This is a genomic window from Streptomyces sp. NPDC058697, from assembly GCF_042715345.1.
Classification (GTDB): domain Bacteria; phylum Actinomycetota; class Actinomycetes; order Streptomycetales; family Streptomycetaceae; genus Streptomyces; species Streptomyces liliifuscus.
Map to the genome: position 1 here is coordinate 308711 of NZ_JBHXSU010000002.1, position 14844 is coordinate 323554.

The window sequence follows — 14844 nt, forward strand, 5'->3', positions numbered from 1 at the left end:
GGCGCGGTGGCCGAGCCGGTCCGTGTGCGCAGACTGACCGACCGGGAGGGGCAGAAGCTGCAGCAGACAATGTGCCGGGGCAGTACCAACTCGGTGCGCTACCGGCGGGCGATGCTGCTGCTGGCCTCGGCCGGCGGGAACCGGGTGCCGGTGATCGCCCAGCTGGTGCGGGAGCGAGTCCTTCTCGACTGCCTGTGGACGGCCGTATCGAGGGTTCTCCGATCGGAGGGATGGAATCCTCGACGGCACTGACATCCCAGGGCAGGCCCCGCCCTGGGCGGAACGAGTAGTCAGACCGGCTCTCCGAGGTCTTGCACGATCCAGCCCGGTGCGTCAAGACGCACCGGCTGAGCGCCAACCAGGTCCGCCAGGTGCGTCTCGAGGCTCGCGAGCTCGTGGGAACCGATCTGCTGTTTCCATTGATCGCGCAACTCGTCAAAGATCGATTCGCCTTGTCGCAGCACTTCGTGGCCGAGTGGGGTGACGTGCAGGCGCTTACGGCGGGCGTCGAGGGGGTCCGTGTCTCGTGCCACGTATCCGCGCTCCTGCAGCACCGTGATGGTTTTCGCTGCCGCCTGCTTGGAGACCGACAGGCGCCGCCCGAGTTCTGAAGCGTTGTCCGCGCCGGCGGCGATGGCTCGCATGGCGAAGTCATGGACAGGACGCACGTCCTCGTAGCCGCGGCGGGCCAGCTCGGCGGTCGCGGCGTCCACCAGCGAGCGAAAACCTCCGAGCAGGAGCAGTGCGAGATCAGCGCCAGATCGTGACATGGAAGAAGACTACGGCGACCCACGGGTTGCATATCGACAACCATGTTGTCTATTGTCTTGGACAACAAGGTTGTCGAATTGAGGAGAATGATGGACACCACACATCCAGGTCCCACGCTTGCGGGTATCTCCCACCACCTCACGGAGGTCAACGGGACTCAGTTGCACTACGCAGCGGCGGGAACCAGTGGATCGCCAGTCCTTCTGGTCCACGGGTTTCCCGAGAGCTGGTGGACTTTCCACAAGATCATCCCGCTCCTCGCGGAGAGCCACCAAGTCTTCGCCGTCGACCTGCGCGGCTTCGGGGACTCCGACAACGGGCCGGGCGAGTACGACAGCAAGACCTCCGCCGAGGACCTGCACCTTCTCATCGAACAGCTCGGCGTCGGCCCGGTCCACCTGACCGGGCAGGACATCAGCGGAGCGACCGTCTTCCGCCTGGCGGCCACCCACCCGCAGGACGTACGCAGTCTCACCGCGATCGAGATGGGCCTGCCCGGATTCGGCCTCGAAACGCTGGCCGACATCACCCACGGCGGCGCCTGGCACATCGGTGTCCTCGCCGCACCCGGCATTCCCGAGATGCTCCTGGCCGGCCGCGAGCGGGAGTTTCTGGGGCAGTTCGCATTCCCCGCCCTGAACGCGACCCCAGGAGCCATTACCGACACCGACATCGAGGAGTTCGCCCGCACCTATTCGCGCCCCGACGGCTGGCGCGGAGCGATCGGCCTCTACCAGTCGATGCTGAGGGAGGGCCCCGAGATCAAGGCTCTTGCCGACACGCACGGCCTGACCGTGCCTGTACTCGCGGTCGGCGCGGGCGGAGGCCCCTTCACAGTCGGCACCATGTCCCAGGCCACAGCAACCGAAGTCAGCTCGGTGTCACTCGACGGTGTGGGTCACTATGCCGCGATGGAAGCCCCCGCGGAGTTGGCGAAGGCCATTCTCGAATTCATCGGGAACATCGACGCCCTCTAGTGTTCTGACCGCACCGGTCCGCCGATCGCGTCAGTGACGAAGGGGCGTCCGCCCCAGCGGATGCCCTCTTCGCTGCGGATGCGGGCGCGTTCCTTGCGTTCGGCTGCCAGGACGCCCGGGTGGCGGGCGTTGGCGTTGCGCCAGCGCAGGTACGGTTCCGCCGGCACTGCGTCGGGCCATGGCCGACCCCCGCCGAACAGACCGCACAGACCGTACAGACCGTTCCGTACCGGTTCTTGCCCGGCGGCTGCCGTTCCCGAGGACGCGGCGGCAGATTTCTTTCGCCGAGTTGAACTCTCGAGACGTCCTCCCACGTGTAGCACGTAGCAGCTTCTGGCCCGGCTCGGCGGGTGGGCGCCGCCGCGGTGTCGCGATCTCGTCCGGTCTGCGGGGAGCGAGCCCGCCGGGCGGCCGTCTCCGTGCTCGCTCCGGCCGCTTCATGAAGAGAGGAAGAATCGCCCCGATGAACAACGAGGAGACCGTGCCGGTGGAACCGGGCCGTGAGCGCGTGATCGCGGGTCGCTACCGACTGCTGGCCCCCCTCGGCGAGGGCGGCATGGGCACGGTGTGGCGCGCCCACGACGAGGTGCTGCAGCGCGAAGTCGCCGTCAAAGAGGTGCGTGCCCCCGCGGGTCTGCCCGCTCCGGACGTCGAGCGCATGTACACCCGGCTGGAACGCGAGGCCTGGGCCGCGGCCCGTGTGACCCACCCCAACGTGGTCACCGTCTTCGATGTCGCCACCGAGGACGGCCGTCCGTGGATCGTCATGGAGCTCGTCCGCGGGGAATCCCTGGCCGACCTGCTCGACAAGGGGCCCCTCGGCCCCGCGCGGGCCGCGGAGATCGGCGCCGGGATCCTGGCCGCCCTGCGCGCCGCGCACGCCGCCGGGGTGCTCCACCGCGATGTGAAGCCGGCCAACGTCCTGCTCGCCGCCGACGGCAGAGTGGTCCTCACCGACTTCGGCATCGCCACGGTCGAGGGCGACTCCTCCCTCACCAGGACGGGTGAGGTCATCGGCTCACCCGAGTACCTGCCACCCGAACGCGCCCTGGGCCGCACCCCCGGGCCGGAGTCCGACCTGTGGTCCCTCGGCGTACTCCTCTACGCGGCTGTCGAGGGCATCTCCCCCTACCGCCAGAACACCCCTCTCAGCACCCTGCGTGCCATCGTCGACGACGAACTGCCGCCCGCGCGCAGAGCAGGGCCGCTGGGCTCCGTGATCGAGGGGCTGCTGCGCAAGGAACCGGCGGACCGTACACCGGCCGAGCAGGCCGAGAAGAATCTGCGCCTCGTCGCGGCGGGCGGCACACCCGCGGTCGCCGCCACGCCGACGGTGGTGGACACTCCCCTCGCCGAGGACCCGCGCATCCCCCGGGCCCAGGACGCGCCCACCGCCTCAGAGCCGCCCACGGCCGGGACGGTCGCGTCGTCGCCCGCCGGAACAGCCGCCACCCCAGCCACACCGGCACCGGCGGTCGTGACAGGTGCGCCCGAGTTCGCACCGACCGTCACGGGAGCACCCGCGCAGTCGGCGCCGACGCACTCCACCCCCCACACGCCACCCGCCCCCGAGGCCCCTCGGCGCAACCGGAGCATTTCCGCCGTTCTCGTCGCCGGAGCGGTCGCCTGTGTCGTGGGCATCGCCGGGCTGGGCTACGCCCTGACCGGACAGGGGAACGACGGCACAGCGGACCCGAACCGGGCCACCGCGAGCAGTTCCCCCTCCCAGAGCGCGGACAGCGGATCGAAGGACGTCGCGGAGCCCGCCGCCGCGCCGAGCGCGGACGAGCAGGAGCAGGAACAGGCCGGCGCCCAGATGATCCGTGTGACGGTGACCGGGGCCAACACCACCTACTCGGGCGCCTGTCCACCGCCGGCGGAGCAAGCACCCACGTTCACGGTCACGTTCGCCGTGGACCAGGCACCGGCCCAGCTCACCTACCGCTGGGTGTCCAAGGACGGCTCGGTCGTCGACCGGGAGTGGCGGACCGTCACCTTCCCGGCGGGCGGCGACCGTACGGGGCAGGACACGGTGCGGCTCACGGCGTGGCAGAAGTCGGGAACCTTCCAGAGCGAGATCGGGGTGCAGGTCAAGGGCCCCGAGCTGACGAGTTCGAACACGGTGCCCTTCTCCATCACGTGCACGGACGCGGGGGCATAGCCAGGTCCGTTCCGAGAAAGATCCATTCCGGTCCCGAAACCATTGAACTCGGTCCGGGATCACCTACGTGTTGGTGTCGTACGCGTCCGCCCTCGCGCCGGAAAGGCCACGGGGGCGGGCGGGTATTCGCAGCCGAGCACCATCACGAGGGAGTACGCAGTGCCATCCGTCATCGTGGGACGCACAGGTCCGTTCACTGGTCAGAGCATGGTTCTCGACGGTGCGTCACTGTCGTTCGGCCGCAAGAGCGACAACGGGATCGTCATCGTGAGCCCCAGCGCCTCACGTCTGCACGCCGAGATCGTGACCGAGGACGGCGGTCACGTCCTCTACGACCGCGACAGCCGCAACGGCACACACGTCAACGGGCAGCGCGTCACCCGGCACGTACTGCGCCCCAACGACAGCATCCAGATCGGCGACGAGACCTTCCTCTACGAGGCGCAAGACGCGATGGAGACGGTCATGGACCTCTCCCAGCTCGACACCCCGCGCGTCACCTCCGTCGCCCCCGGCACGCTCCAGGTCACGGTCAGCGGGGGCGGGCCGGTCGGTCTCGCGTTCGCCCTGGCGCTCGAGGAACAGCTCCGGGGCCGGGTGGCCGTGACCGTCCACGACGGGCGCTGGGCCAGGGAGGGATCGAGCATCGTCTGGAAGGACGAGAAGCTCGGCAACGTACGGCGCCAGCAGGTGGTGACCGTCCAGAGCCGGCAGTACATGGCGCTGTCCGACCACGTGCGGGCGGCGCTGTTCGACGCGGGCGGCTACTCGGAGATGTGGCCCGTCGGACCGGACTCGGTCGACGGCCTGCCGCCGCGCAACATCCGGATCGCCCATGTGGAGGACCGGCTGTTGGAGCTCGCGAACCAGAGGGCGGCCATCAGGCTGGTCCCCAAGCGTTTCGAGGCCTCGGAGCAGCAGGAAAGCATCGCGCAGCAGCACGTCCTCGTCATCGCCGAGGGCGGACGCTCCCGGACCCGCGAGTACTACGCCGACCGCTTCGGCGCGGCCGACACCTCGGTCTACTCCCTCGACGGCGAGCACCTCCAGGACGTCGTGCTCGGGCTGCGGGTCAAGTCGGCGCTGACCGATCCGATGAGCGTGCTGCTGACCGTGGCGCAGAACCGGTTCCTGCTCAACTCGCTGCGCGGCGAGGGCTTCCTCAACATGCGGCTCACCCGCGAGGAGGCCGAGAACGTGATCGGTATCGATCCCGTCCGCAAGGTCTTCGAGGAGTGCATCGCCGCGCGGCCCTGTGTCATGGGCCGCGCCGAGGACAACGAGTTCGTCTGTCCCACGCACGGCACGCTCTTCCTTCCCGCCCTGCTGCGCAACTCCCCCTTGTGGAAGCGCATCCGGGAAGGTCTCAAGCTGTTCGGGGTGGCCGATGACGATCTCACCGCGATCACCTCGTTCCGTCTGGACATGGTGCAGCGCCCGCGGTTCACGGCCCAGCTCACCCGCCCGACGGGGACGACACCGGGCACCTTCGGCTTTCTGCTGGGCGACGCGGCGAATGCCATCCACTTCTGGCCGGGTCGCGGCCTCAACAGCGGTCTCGCGTCCGCGACTTCGCTCGCCCGCTCGCTGAGCCGGGCCTGGCGGGGGCATCCTCTGCGCGACGCCGACTTCATCCGGCACGAGGCGGCGATGTCGATGCTCCAGTACCGGCACAAGAGCCGGGCCTGGAACGCGATGGTGACCACCGACGAGCAGGGCGTCACCCGTGCGATCAGGGACATCGTCGCGCGCAGCATGGAACCGGACCCGAGCCGGGAGCCGCAGCGGTCCGATCTCGACCTGCTGGTCGAGCGCATGGGCGCCATCCGTGAGCGGCTGGCGACCCGCCTGCCCGGACTGCCCACCGACGAGGCACTGCGCGAGCACCTCTCGGCACTGGGGCCCGACACCCTGCGGACCCTCCTGGAGAGCGGGGCGTGGGACACCCTGATCGTCGGCGGCGAGGAGGCCGACATCGATCTCTTCTACCAGACGGACGCCCCCGTCTACGTTCCCCGCCCCGACCCGCGGGACGGGATGCCGGCGCATGTGCCGCAGGAGGCCATGTTCCTCAATCCGCACAACTCCGGGGAGATCGTCGGTTCCTCCTGAGCCGCACTCCGAAACGGCGGAGGCCATTGGCGACTGCGCGGAAAAGATCGAAGAACGAATCTCGCCGCGCAGAGACCCGAGCCCTGCCCTGGCTACGTAGGACAGGTTGCAGCGCTGCTGAAGTGGCGGCGGCCTACGGAAAGTTGGAACACGATGCGCACGACCGCTCCTGCCACGCCCCGGGCCGGTCACCCCCGCGTCACAGATGGCCCTGGCACATCGTCATTCGGTAACAAGACACACGGTGCTTGAACGCTAAATATCAGTGACGCAGGTCACTGTCCGACTCCGAACTCTGCCCCGGCGGACCTTCGTGTCTCTGGTGAACCCACGGGGATGGAGTAACCACATGGCGATCCTACGATCTCGTGGCCCACAGGCCACGAGTCATGAAGCATTGATCCGCACGCTCTACGCGGAGCACGGCAAGGCCCTGCTCGCCTACGCGACACGACTGACCGGCGACCGGGCCTCCGCCGAGGACGTGGTGCAGGAAACACTGATCCGGGCCTGGCGGCACCCAGAGGTCATCGCCAACCCTCAAGGATCACTGAGGGGTTGGCTGCTCACGGTGGCCCGGAACATCGTCACCGACCGGTACCGGGCGAAGGCGGCCCGCCCCAACGAGGTGGCCGAGACCGAGACGGTCACGCCGGTCCACCGTGACCACTCCCAGGAGGTGGTCGACTCGGTGGTCATGATGAACGCGCTCAAGCAGCTCAAGCCCGAACACCGGGATGTCCTGGTGGAGATCTACTACCGCGGCCGCACGGCGTCGGAAGCCGCAGGACGGCTGGGCATTCCGGAGGGTACGGTCAAGTCCCGCGCCCATCACGCCCTCAAGGCATTGCGCAAGTTGTACACCCCCAGCAACCCCGGGAGTGCCCTGAAGTTTGGAAAGGTGGGGGCGGCATGAGCACACAGCAGCATCCGAACGGCGAACTGCTCGGCGCCTATGTTCTGGGCATCCTGGCGACCGACGAGCGGTCGACACTCGAGGAACACACCGCCGAGTGCGAGGAATGCCGAATGGAACTGACCGCGCTTCAGGAGATGGAGGCGGCACTCGACGAGGTTCCGCCCGAGGCATTCCTCGAAGGCCCGCCCGAGGACGGGGACCTGCTGCTCCAGCGCACCCTGCGTCAGGTGCGCGCCGAGCAGGCGAGCGCCTGGCGGCGCCGGTCCCTGGCCGTGGGGCTGGGTGCCGCCGCGTCGGCGGCGATCCTGTTCCTCGGGGGCTACGCGGTAGGGGGCAACGACCCCGGGAATGCCACAGCGGCTCCTCCTCCCTCCGCCTCACCGTCCACGTCGAGCTCGCCGCCGCAGGAGGGGATCAGGGTCGCGGCGGCGACGGACAGCGACACGAAGGCCTCGATGACGGTGGAGCTCACTCCGGCGAGCGAGTGGGTCCGCGTGAACGCCTCGGTCGCCGGAGTCCCGAGCGGTGAGCGGTGCCGGCTGGTGGTGGTCTCCAAGGACGGACACCAGGAGACGGCCGCGAGCTGGGTCGTCTCCCCCGGCCCCTCCCCGACCTCCAGCCCCCGGCCCGGCGAGGGCGGCCTCAACGGCTCCGCGGCCGTGGCGCCCGACGAGGTCGAGTCGGTGATCGTGGTGAACGACCAAGGCAAGCAGTACGTCGGCGTCGACATGTGAGTTCCGGCCCGAGACAGCAGGAGATCCCCCGGGCCCTGGCCCGGGGGATCTCTTCGGTGATCCGGACTCGCGCCCCGACGTTCACTCCTGGATGTGAACGCCTCGAACCGCGGATGCCGTCAGGACTCTTGATACCGGTGGGGTCTCTTGCTTCTCTACTGATAGGAAAGTTTCCTATCGGACAGCTATATGATCGGAGTTCGCATGACGGCACCCCCACAGTCGTTGCGCCCCGCTGCGCTCGCAGCCCTGCTCTGCAGCGTCCTGCTCCTGCTCGTGAGCGTCCTCCCCACCGCTTCCGCCTCCGCGACCACCGACCGGAAGGCCGCGACACCCGCGGCAACCACACCGGTCGGCATCAACGGACAGCTCAAGGTCTGTGGCACCAAGCTCTGCAACAGCCGCGGAAACCCCGTCCAGCTGCGCGGCGTGAGCACCCACGGCACCCAGTGGTACCCGCACTGCCTGACCAGCGGTTCACTCAACGCCCTGGCGCAGGACTGGAAGGCCGACGTCCTGCGTGTCTCGACCTATGTGCAGGAGGGCGGGTACGAGACGAACCCCCAGCACTTCACCAACCTCGCCCACTCCCTCATCCAGCAGGCGACGGCCCGCGGCATGTACGTGATCGTCGACTGGCACATGCTCACCCCCGGCGACCCGAACACCAACCTGAGCAAGGCGCGGCAGTTCTTCACCGACATCGCCAACCGCAACAAGGACAAGAACAACATCCTGTACGAGATCGCCAACGAACCCAGCGGGGTGAGCTGGTCGCGGGTCAGGAGTTACGCGGAGCAGATCATCCCGACCATCCGGGCCATCGACTCCGACGCCCCCGTACTGGTCGGGACCCGCGCCTGGTCCTCGTTCGGCGTCTCCGAGGGCGCCGACGAGTCCGAAGTGGTGAACAACCCGGTCCGGGCGACCAACATCATGTACACGTTCCACTTCTACGCGTACTCGCACCGCGACGAGTACCTGGCGACCCTCTCGCGTGCCGCCGACCGGCTCCCGGTCTTCGTCACCGAGTTCGGCACCCAGAACTACGCCGGCGAGGGAAGCAACGACTTCGCCATGTCCCAGCGCTACCTCGACCTCATGGCGAGCAAGAAGATCAGCTGGACGAACTGGAACTTCTCCGACGACAACCGTTCGGGGGCCGTCTTCAAGACCGGAACCTGCAACAGCAACGGGCCCTGGACCGGAACCTCGTCCCTGAAGCCCGCGGGCGTGTGGATCCGTGACCGCATCGCGACGGCCGACAACTTCCCGGTCGCCTGATTTCTGACCGCAGGTGTGGGGCGGCGTCATCGACGATTCGGCCTCGTGAACACGAGGCCGAAACGCTGGCGCCGCCCCTCTCCTCACCCACACCCACCAGGAACCGAACAGCACTGGTGTCAGCATCAGCGGGTGTGGCGGTTACCCGGCGTTCTTGACGAGGGAGTCGAGGGTCTCCGCGTTCATGGTGTCGGGGACGTGGACGCTCGGAGAGAGCTTGTAAGCCTGACCACGGACGGCACCACCGGGGAACTCCGCGGTGTGGATGTTGAAGTACCAGTTCTGGGCGTTGGCCTTGATGCCCTCCAACAGGTCCTGATCGTCGACGGTGACCGTGCCGTAGACGAACTTCTTGCCGTCCTCCAGCTTCTCCGTGAAGAACGGGATCTTCACATCGCCGTTGACTCCCTTGGCACCCTTGTGAAGGTGACCGAGGGTCGGTGTCCCGATCCCGGTGAAGGTGAACGCGTAGGAGACCTGGTCGCCCTGGATCCGCATGAGGGCGAGCGCGTGCCCGTCCTTGTCACCCACGGCCGGCCCGCCCTCGACCGGCACCTCGTTCGCGCCGTTGAGGACCGACGAGAAGAAGGTCGCGTCCTCCGTGTTCTTGTCCCACCGGCCGACGCTCTGCACGGTGCCGCTCCCGGTGGCGTGCCCGCCGCCGGGGGACGTGTGCCCGCCGGCGGACGGGCTGCTTGCCGCGGCGCTGGCCCCGGCGCCGGTCGCAGCGTCCTCACCGTTGCAGGCAGTCAGCACGAGCGCGCCGGCAACGGCCGATACGACGATGATCCCAAAGCGCTTGTTCTTCATGGCAGTTGGGGCCTCTCAAGTAGTGCGGCCGCGGCTGTTTCGCGGTCCGTCATCCACCACACGGACGGCCCGCACGGCCCAGGTCTCCCGATGACACTCCTGAGACATTCCTGAGACGACCCACGATCACTCGGAACACGATCTCGACAGAGAACCCCACCCAAGGGGGGCCCAAGACTCGTGGGACGCCTCTTCACGGCGTCGTGGTCGACCCCGGGCAGGTGGGGACCGGGGTGACGGAGTCGGCGCGGGCCAGGTCCACGGTGGTCTCGTCGCCGTCGGCCTTCAGAACGACAGTGCCGCGGCGACGAGCAGGCCCGTGCGCAGGCAGGTCAGCACGATGCCGTTGCGGAGGTGTCGGGCGCTGGTCAGGACCTCCTCGAGGTCCATCAACTCCGCCAGCGAAAGCCGCACTTCGTCCCCCGACCCATGCAGGCGTCTCCCGCCAGGTTCACTCCGTCCTGGCGGGAGACGCCTGGATGTCAGGGGTTTGCAGTCATCGCACACCGGTTGAGCCGGCAGAGGGTGAATCAGCTGTCGTGGTAGCCGGCCTGTCCCCAGTGGCCGGACGCGCCGGCCTGCGAACCCGAAGGGGATCTGTGTGAGTCCCACGGCATGGGAGCGGCCGGCGCCGGCTGGCCGAGGGCGCTGAATACCGCTGCGACCAGGAACGCGGCAACAACCGTACGCTTACGCAAACGCATCTGCTCTCCTTGGTGATATCGATGACTGACAACCTGAGCAGGTCCCACGAGGCATGACCTTGGCCCGGTGTGGCGAACCCACGAAGCATCCAGAGCCCGGCCCACAGGACTCCGGAAGCCGTTCGCATGGGGCAACCGACTACGGCTGGAGTGTGATCGAGTTGATGGGCGTCATGTACTTGTCGATCCAGTCTCCGGCCTGCAGCTTGCCCTCACAGCGCGTGCCGTTGTACCCCTTGCAGGTCGACATGGTCGCGCTACCGGTCTGGTTGTTGAAGATGAGCAAGTGCAACGACCTTGCGTAATGCCATGGTTCCTCCTGGGTGTGATGGGTGTTCCTCAAGGAGGGGCTCGCGCCCCCTGGGTCGCGCCCTGCCGGTTGCCGCCAACCGGCAGGGCGCGCCCTCCGCGAGCGGTCCCCCGCACTGCTCGCATGACCAAGTTCAGCGGCCCGCCGGATTGTTGGGCAGCCCCTTTTGGGCGGCCTAACAATGGCCGGGCGGGTTCTTTCCGGGGGGTCGTGAGGTGCGTAGGTTGGCCGTCCGGTCCGGTGCCGGGGCGGTGGGAGGGGCGAGGTCGTGGCGGGGCGTCGTGAGGTGCCGGTGGATCCGGGGGCAGGTCCGGTGCAGCGGTTCGCGTTCGAGTTGCGCAAGCTGCGGGCCGAGGCGGGTGGCGTCACCTACCGGGTGATGGCGCAGCGGGCCGGCTACTCGGTGCCGACGTTGTCGCAGGCGGCGGCAGGTGAGCAGTTGCCCACCCTGCCGGTGGCTCTGGCGTACGCAGCGGCATGCGGGGGCGATGCCGCGCAGTGGGAGGCGCGTTGGCATCAGGCCGTGGAGGAGGCCGCCGCCGGTCCAGTCGATGACGTGGAGAACGTGGAGCCGCCGTACCGCGGTCTGGTGCGCTTCGAGACCGGGGACCGCGGCCGGTTCTTCGGCCGTGACCGGCTCACCGACGACCTGCTGGACCTGTTGCGCCGCCGGCGATTCGCCGCGGTCTTCGGGCCGTCCGGCAGTGGTAAGTCCTCCTTGCTGCGAGCCGGGTTGATCCCCGCCCTTCAGCACTCTCAGGAAGCGGGGCTGCGCGCTGCCGCGATCCGGATCCTGACCCCCGGCGACCGGCCGGCCCGTACCCACGCCCACCTCCTCACCCCAGGCGTCCCGGTCCCCATGGACACCGGGGCGGACGTCTTCGTGATCGTCGACCAGTTCGAGGAGGCCTTCACCCTCTGCCACGACGCGGCCGAGCGTTCCCGCTTCATCGAGCTGCTTCTGGCCGCCCGACAGCCCGAGAGCCGATTACGGGTTCTGCTGGCGGTGCGCGCCGACTTCTACGGCCGCTGCGCGGAGCACCGCGACCTGGCCGACGCGCTGAGCGATGCCAATCTGCTGGCCGGTCCGATGAACGCGGCGGAACTGCGCGAGGTCATCGTCAAACCAGCGGCCGCCGCGGGACTGACCGTCGAGCGTGCCCTGACCGCCAGGCTCGTTGGCGAGGTCGCGGATGCGCCGGGCGGCCTGCCGCTGCTGTCGCACGTGCTGCTGGAGACGTGGCGCCGCCGCCGGGGCAAGACGCTGACCTTGGCCGGCTTCGAGGCAGCCGGTGCCCTGGACGGTGCGATCGCCAAGACTGCCGAGGAGGTCTACAGCCAGTTCACCGACGGCCAGGCACGCGCGGTACGACGCGTGTTGCTTCGGCTGGTCACCCCCGGCGACGGCACCCCCGACACCCGCAGACCCGCCGACCGCCCCGAACTGGAGACACCTGCGCACCCGCAAACGGACCAGGTGCTGGAAGCCCTCACCCAAGCGCGTCTGCTGACCCTTGACAACGCCACAGTCGAGATCGCCCACGAAGCCCTCATCACCGCCTGGCCGCGGCTGCGCCAATGGATCGAGGAGGACCGCGAACTCCTGCGCGCGCACCGGAAACTGACCGAAGCGGCGCAGGTCTGGCAGGAACTGGGCCGCGAGGCAGGTGCCCTGTACCGGGGAAGCCGACTGGCCACAGCCCAGGACCTGTTCAGCAGCTCCGAACGCATCACAGACCTGACCGACCTCGAGCACAGCTTTCTCACTGCCAGCTCGTCTGCACTCGAGGAGGAGGTGCACACCGCAACCCGGACCACCCGGCGTCTGCAGGCACTGACCTTCGTCCTCTCCGCTCTCCTCGTCCTCGCTGTGACCGCGAGCGTGGTCGCGTGGAGCCAGAACCGGAGCAGCGACCTGCAGCGACAGGCGGCGGACACCGCCCGGAAGGTCGCCCTGTCCCGGCAGCTCGCCGCGCAATCCGCAGCCCTGCCCGGCCAGGACTCCGACCTCGCCGCGCTGCTGGCCGTCCAGGCCTACCGAACCGAGCCGACCTCCCAAGCGGTGGAGAGCCTCTCCGCTGCCGCCGCCGTGCCCGTGAGGTACCGGCTCACCGGACACTCCGGCACCGTGTCCTCGGTCGCGTTCAGTCCGGATGGCCGCACCCTGGCCACCGCCGACGGGGACAGCACGGTACGTCTGTGGGACACCGGCGCCGGCCAACTCCGCGACAGCCTCCCCGCAGACAACGCCAGGGTCGACGCGGTGGCGTTCAGCCAGGACGGGGGCGTCCTGGCCACCGCCGGCCGTGATCGCACCCTGCGACTGTGGGACATGAGCACCGGCCGTCTGCGCGAGACTCTCCTGGCAGACCCTGACGCAGCGGACACCGGGCAGATCGTGCCGTTCGACGTGGTGGCGTTCAGTCCGGACGGCCGCAGCCTGGCCACCGCCGGACGGGGCGGAGCGGTGCGGCTGTGGGACACCGGTACCGGCCAACTGCGCCGGACTCTCCTGGAATTCACTCAAGCGCTGGCTCCCGGGCAGCCCGGACCGACTTCCTCGATGGCGTTCAGTGCGGACGGCCGCACCCTGGCCACCGGTGCCAGGCGCGGGGCGGTGCAGCTGTGGAACACCGGCACTGGCCGGCTGCGCCGGAGCCTCGCGGGGCACACCGCCCGGGTCACCTCGGTGGCGTTCAGCCCCGACGGCCGTGCCCTCGCCACCAGCAGCTCCAGCAAGAGTGAAGCGGTGCGGTTGTGGGACCTCGGCACCGGCCGTCTGCGCCACAGCCTGGCCGAAGGTACCGCTGCTGTGCAGTCAATGGCGTTCAGTGCGGACGGTCGCACCTTGGCCACCGCCTGGCCCGATCGCATGGTGCGATTGTGGGATGCGGGCGCCGGCCGTCTGCGCCGCAGTCTGACCGGGCACACCGCCCAGGTCACCTCAGTGGTGTTCGGCCCCGACGGCCACACCCTCGCCACCGCAGACAGTGATCGCACGGCACGCCTGTGGGACACCGCAGCCGGACAGTCCCGGACTGTCCTGTCCGGACGCTCCAAGGAGGCGGACGCCATGACATTCAGCCCGGACGGCCGCACTCTGGCCGCCAGCAGCTTCACAGGTGTCCACACGGTGCAACTGTGGGACACCGTCACTGGACGCCTGCGTACGCGCCTGCCAGGGCATACCGCTTCGGTCATGTCGATGGCGTTCAGTGCTGACGGCCGCACCCTAGCCACCAGCAGCCTCAGCAACGGCGTCGAACTGTGGGACGCGGCCACCGGCCACCTGCGAATCCACCTGCCGGGCTATGCCGACCTGGCCGACTCGATGACGTTCAGTGCGGACGGCCGAACCCTCGCCACCAGCAGCCTCGGCCGCGGCGTGGAGCTGTGGGACGCAACCACCGCCCGAAGGCGTACGCACCCGTCTCTACAGAGCGAGACTGATGTGACCGCGATGGCGTTCAGCCCCGACGGCCGCACCCTCGCCACCAACGACCGCGATCGCACGGTGCGGTTGTGGGACACGGGCACCGGCCGCCGGCGCGTCAGCCTGACCGGGCACACCGCCCAGGTCACCTCAATGGCGTTCAGCCCCGACGGCCACACCCTCGCCACCGCAGGTAATGATCAGACCCTGCGGTTCTGGGACACCGCCTCAGGCCACAGTCACGGCAGCTCGGCCAGGTACACCGGGTCCTCAATGGCGTTCAGTCCGGACGGGCGCACCCTCGCCACCGCCAGCAGTAACAATCACACCGTGCGGCTTTGGAACGCGGACACCGGCGGCAGGCTCACCACGCTCTCCGGACACACCGGCACCGTACTGTCAGTGACATTCAGCCCGGACGGCCGCACCCTGATCACCGCCGGCACGGATCAGACCGTACGACGGTGGAACGTGGCGCTATCGGCTCCTGCCGCGGCGATCGGCAAGATCTGCCGCGCCGTAGGCCGCGATCTCACGCCACAGGAACGTTCGATGTATCTGCCGGACCAGCCGGCCTACGCCACCTGCCCAGGCTGATCAAAGCCAAAATCGGCATGCCCTGTCCCGTC

General features: G+C 68.8%; 12 protein-coding genes and 1 pseudogene. 8 read left to right on the forward strand and 5 right to left on the reverse strand.

Annotated features, from left to right (window positions below; genetic code table 11):
* Nucleotides 1–6: 6 nt before the first annotated feature.
* Nucleotides 7–171: pseudogene (locus ACFWXQ_RS06010) on the forward strand (IS630 family transposase); the annotation flags it as partial.
* Between the two features lie 119 nt (nt 172–290).
* On the opposite strand, the gene ACFWXQ_RS06015 reads toward ACFWXQ_RS06010, so the two are convergent.
* Entirely contained in the window at nt 291–770 is a 480-nt protein-coding gene (locus ACFWXQ_RS06015) for a MarR family winged helix-turn-helix transcriptional regulator (RefSeq protein WP_383953314.1), read from the reverse strand.
* Between the two features lie 87 nt (nt 771–857).
* Between ACFWXQ_RS06015 and ACFWXQ_RS06020 the strand changes: the two genes are divergently transcribed.
* Complete coding sequence (locus ACFWXQ_RS06020; RefSeq protein ID WP_383953312.1) at nt 858–1748, forward strand: alpha/beta fold hydrolase; 891 nt, start codon at nt 858–860, stop codon at nt 1746–1748.
* Here ACFWXQ_RS06020 and ACFWXQ_RS06025 read toward each other — a convergent pair.
* Entirely contained in the window at nt 1745–1915 is a 171-nt protein-coding gene (locus ACFWXQ_RS06025; protein ID WP_383953320.1) for a hypothetical protein, read from the reverse strand. The genes ACFWXQ_RS06020 and ACFWXQ_RS06025 overlap by 4 nt on opposite strands.
* Before the next feature lie 296 nt (nt 1916–2211).
* On the opposite strand from ACFWXQ_RS06025, the gene ACFWXQ_RS06030 reads away from it, so the two are divergent.
* The 5 genes from ACFWXQ_RS06030 (at nt 2212) to ACFWXQ_RS06050 (ending at nt 8958) form a co-directional block, all read left to right on the forward strand.
* Nucleotides 2212–3909 carry a protein kinase gene (locus ACFWXQ_RS06030; protein WP_383953310.1) on the forward strand — a complete coding sequence of 566 codons (1698 nt, stop codon included), beginning with the start codon at nt 2212–2214 and terminating at the stop codon, nt 3907–3909.
* Between the two features lie 174 nt (nt 3910–4083).
* Nucleotides 4084–6021 (forward strand): FHA domain-containing protein, encoded by a 1938-nt coding sequence (locus ACFWXQ_RS06035; protein ID WP_386267642.1) that lies wholly within the window; start codon nt 4084–4086, stop codon nt 6019–6021.
* A gap of 349 nt (nt 6022–6370) precedes the next feature.
* Entirely contained in the window at nt 6371–6937 is a 567-nt protein-coding gene (locus ACFWXQ_RS06040) for a sigma-70 family RNA polymerase sigma factor (protein WP_383953306.1), read from the forward strand.
* Complete coding sequence (locus tag ACFWXQ_RS06045) at nt 6934–7674, forward strand: zf-HC2 domain-containing protein (protein ID WP_383953304.1); 741 nt, start codon at nt 6934–6936, stop codon at nt 7672–7674. Before ACFWXQ_RS06040 ends, ACFWXQ_RS06045 begins: the two co-directional genes overlap by 4 nt.
* Before the next feature lie 204 nt (nt 7675–7878).
* Nucleotides 7879–8958 carry a glycoside hydrolase family 5 protein gene (locus tag ACFWXQ_RS06050; RefSeq protein ID WP_386267644.1) on the forward strand — a complete coding sequence of 360 codons (1080 nt, stop codon included), beginning with the start codon at nt 7879–7881 and terminating at the stop codon, nt 8956–8958.
* A 141-nt stretch (nt 8959–9099) separates the two neighbouring features.
* Here ACFWXQ_RS06050 and ACFWXQ_RS06055 read toward each other — a convergent pair whose 3' ends face one another.
* The 3 genes from ACFWXQ_RS06055 to ACFWXQ_RS06065 all read right to left on the reverse strand — a co-directional run bounded on the left by ACFWXQ_RS06055 (nt 9100) and on the right by ACFWXQ_RS06065 (nt 10764).
* On the reverse strand, nt 9100–9768 hold the full coding sequence (locus ACFWXQ_RS06055; protein WP_383957486.1) for a CHRD domain-containing protein: 669 nt from the start codon (nt 9766–9768) through the stop codon (nt 9100–9102).
* A gap of 530 nt (nt 9769–10298) precedes the next feature.
* Complete coding sequence (locus tag ACFWXQ_RS06060) at nt 10299–10472, reverse strand: hypothetical protein (protein ID WP_386267646.1); 174 nt, start codon at nt 10470–10472, stop codon at nt 10299–10301.
* Nucleotides 10473–10611: 139 nt separating this feature from the next.
* Complete coding sequence (locus tag ACFWXQ_RS06065) at nt 10612–10764, reverse strand: hypothetical protein (protein ID WP_384095889.1); 153 nt, start codon at nt 10762–10764, stop codon at nt 10612–10614.
* 286 nt (nt 10765–11050) lie between these two features.
* Here ACFWXQ_RS06065 and ACFWXQ_RS06070 point away from each other — a divergent pair, with 286 nt between their 5' ends.
* The gene (locus tag ACFWXQ_RS06070) at nt 11051–14812 is read left to right on the forward strand and encodes a helix-turn-helix domain-containing protein (protein ID WP_383937048.1); all 3762 of its coding nucleotides are present in this window, start codon (nt 11051–11053) and stop codon (nt 14810–14812) included.
* The last annotated feature ends 32 nt before the right edge of the window (nt 14813–14844 follow it).

Bases quoted from the DNA above. Each gene is read 5' to 3' on its own strand.
- ACFWXQ_RS06015 (WP_383953314.1), bottom strand. From the start codon at position 770: ATGTCACGATCTGGCGCTGATCTCGCACTGCTCCTGCTCGGAGGTTTT.
- ACFWXQ_RS06020 (WP_383953312.1), top strand. From the start codon at position 858: ATGATGGACACCACACATCCAGGTCCCACGCTTGCGGGTATCTCCCAC.
- ACFWXQ_RS06030 (WP_383953310.1), top strand. From the start codon at position 2,212: ATGAACAACGAGGAGACCGTGCCGGTGGAACCGGGCCGTGAGCGCGTG.
- ACFWXQ_RS06040 (WP_383953306.1), top strand. From the start codon at position 6,371: ATGGCGATCCTACGATCTCGTGGCCCACAGGCCACGAGTCATGAAGCA.
- ACFWXQ_RS06045 (WP_383953304.1), top strand. From the start codon at position 6,934: ATGAGCACACAGCAGCATCCGAACGGCGAACTGCTCGGCGCCTATGTT.
- ACFWXQ_RS06050 (WP_386267644.1), top strand. From the start codon at position 7,879: ATGACGGCACCCCCACAGTCGTTGCGCCCCGCTGCGCTCGCAGCCCTG.
- ACFWXQ_RS06055 (WP_383957486.1), bottom strand. From the start codon at position 9,768: ATGAAGAACAAGCGCTTTGGGATCATCGTCGTATCGGCCGTTGCCGGC.
- ACFWXQ_RS06060 (WP_386267646.1), bottom strand. From the start codon at position 10,472: ATGCGTTTGCGTAAGCGTACGGTTGTTGCCGCGTTCCTGGTCGCAGCG.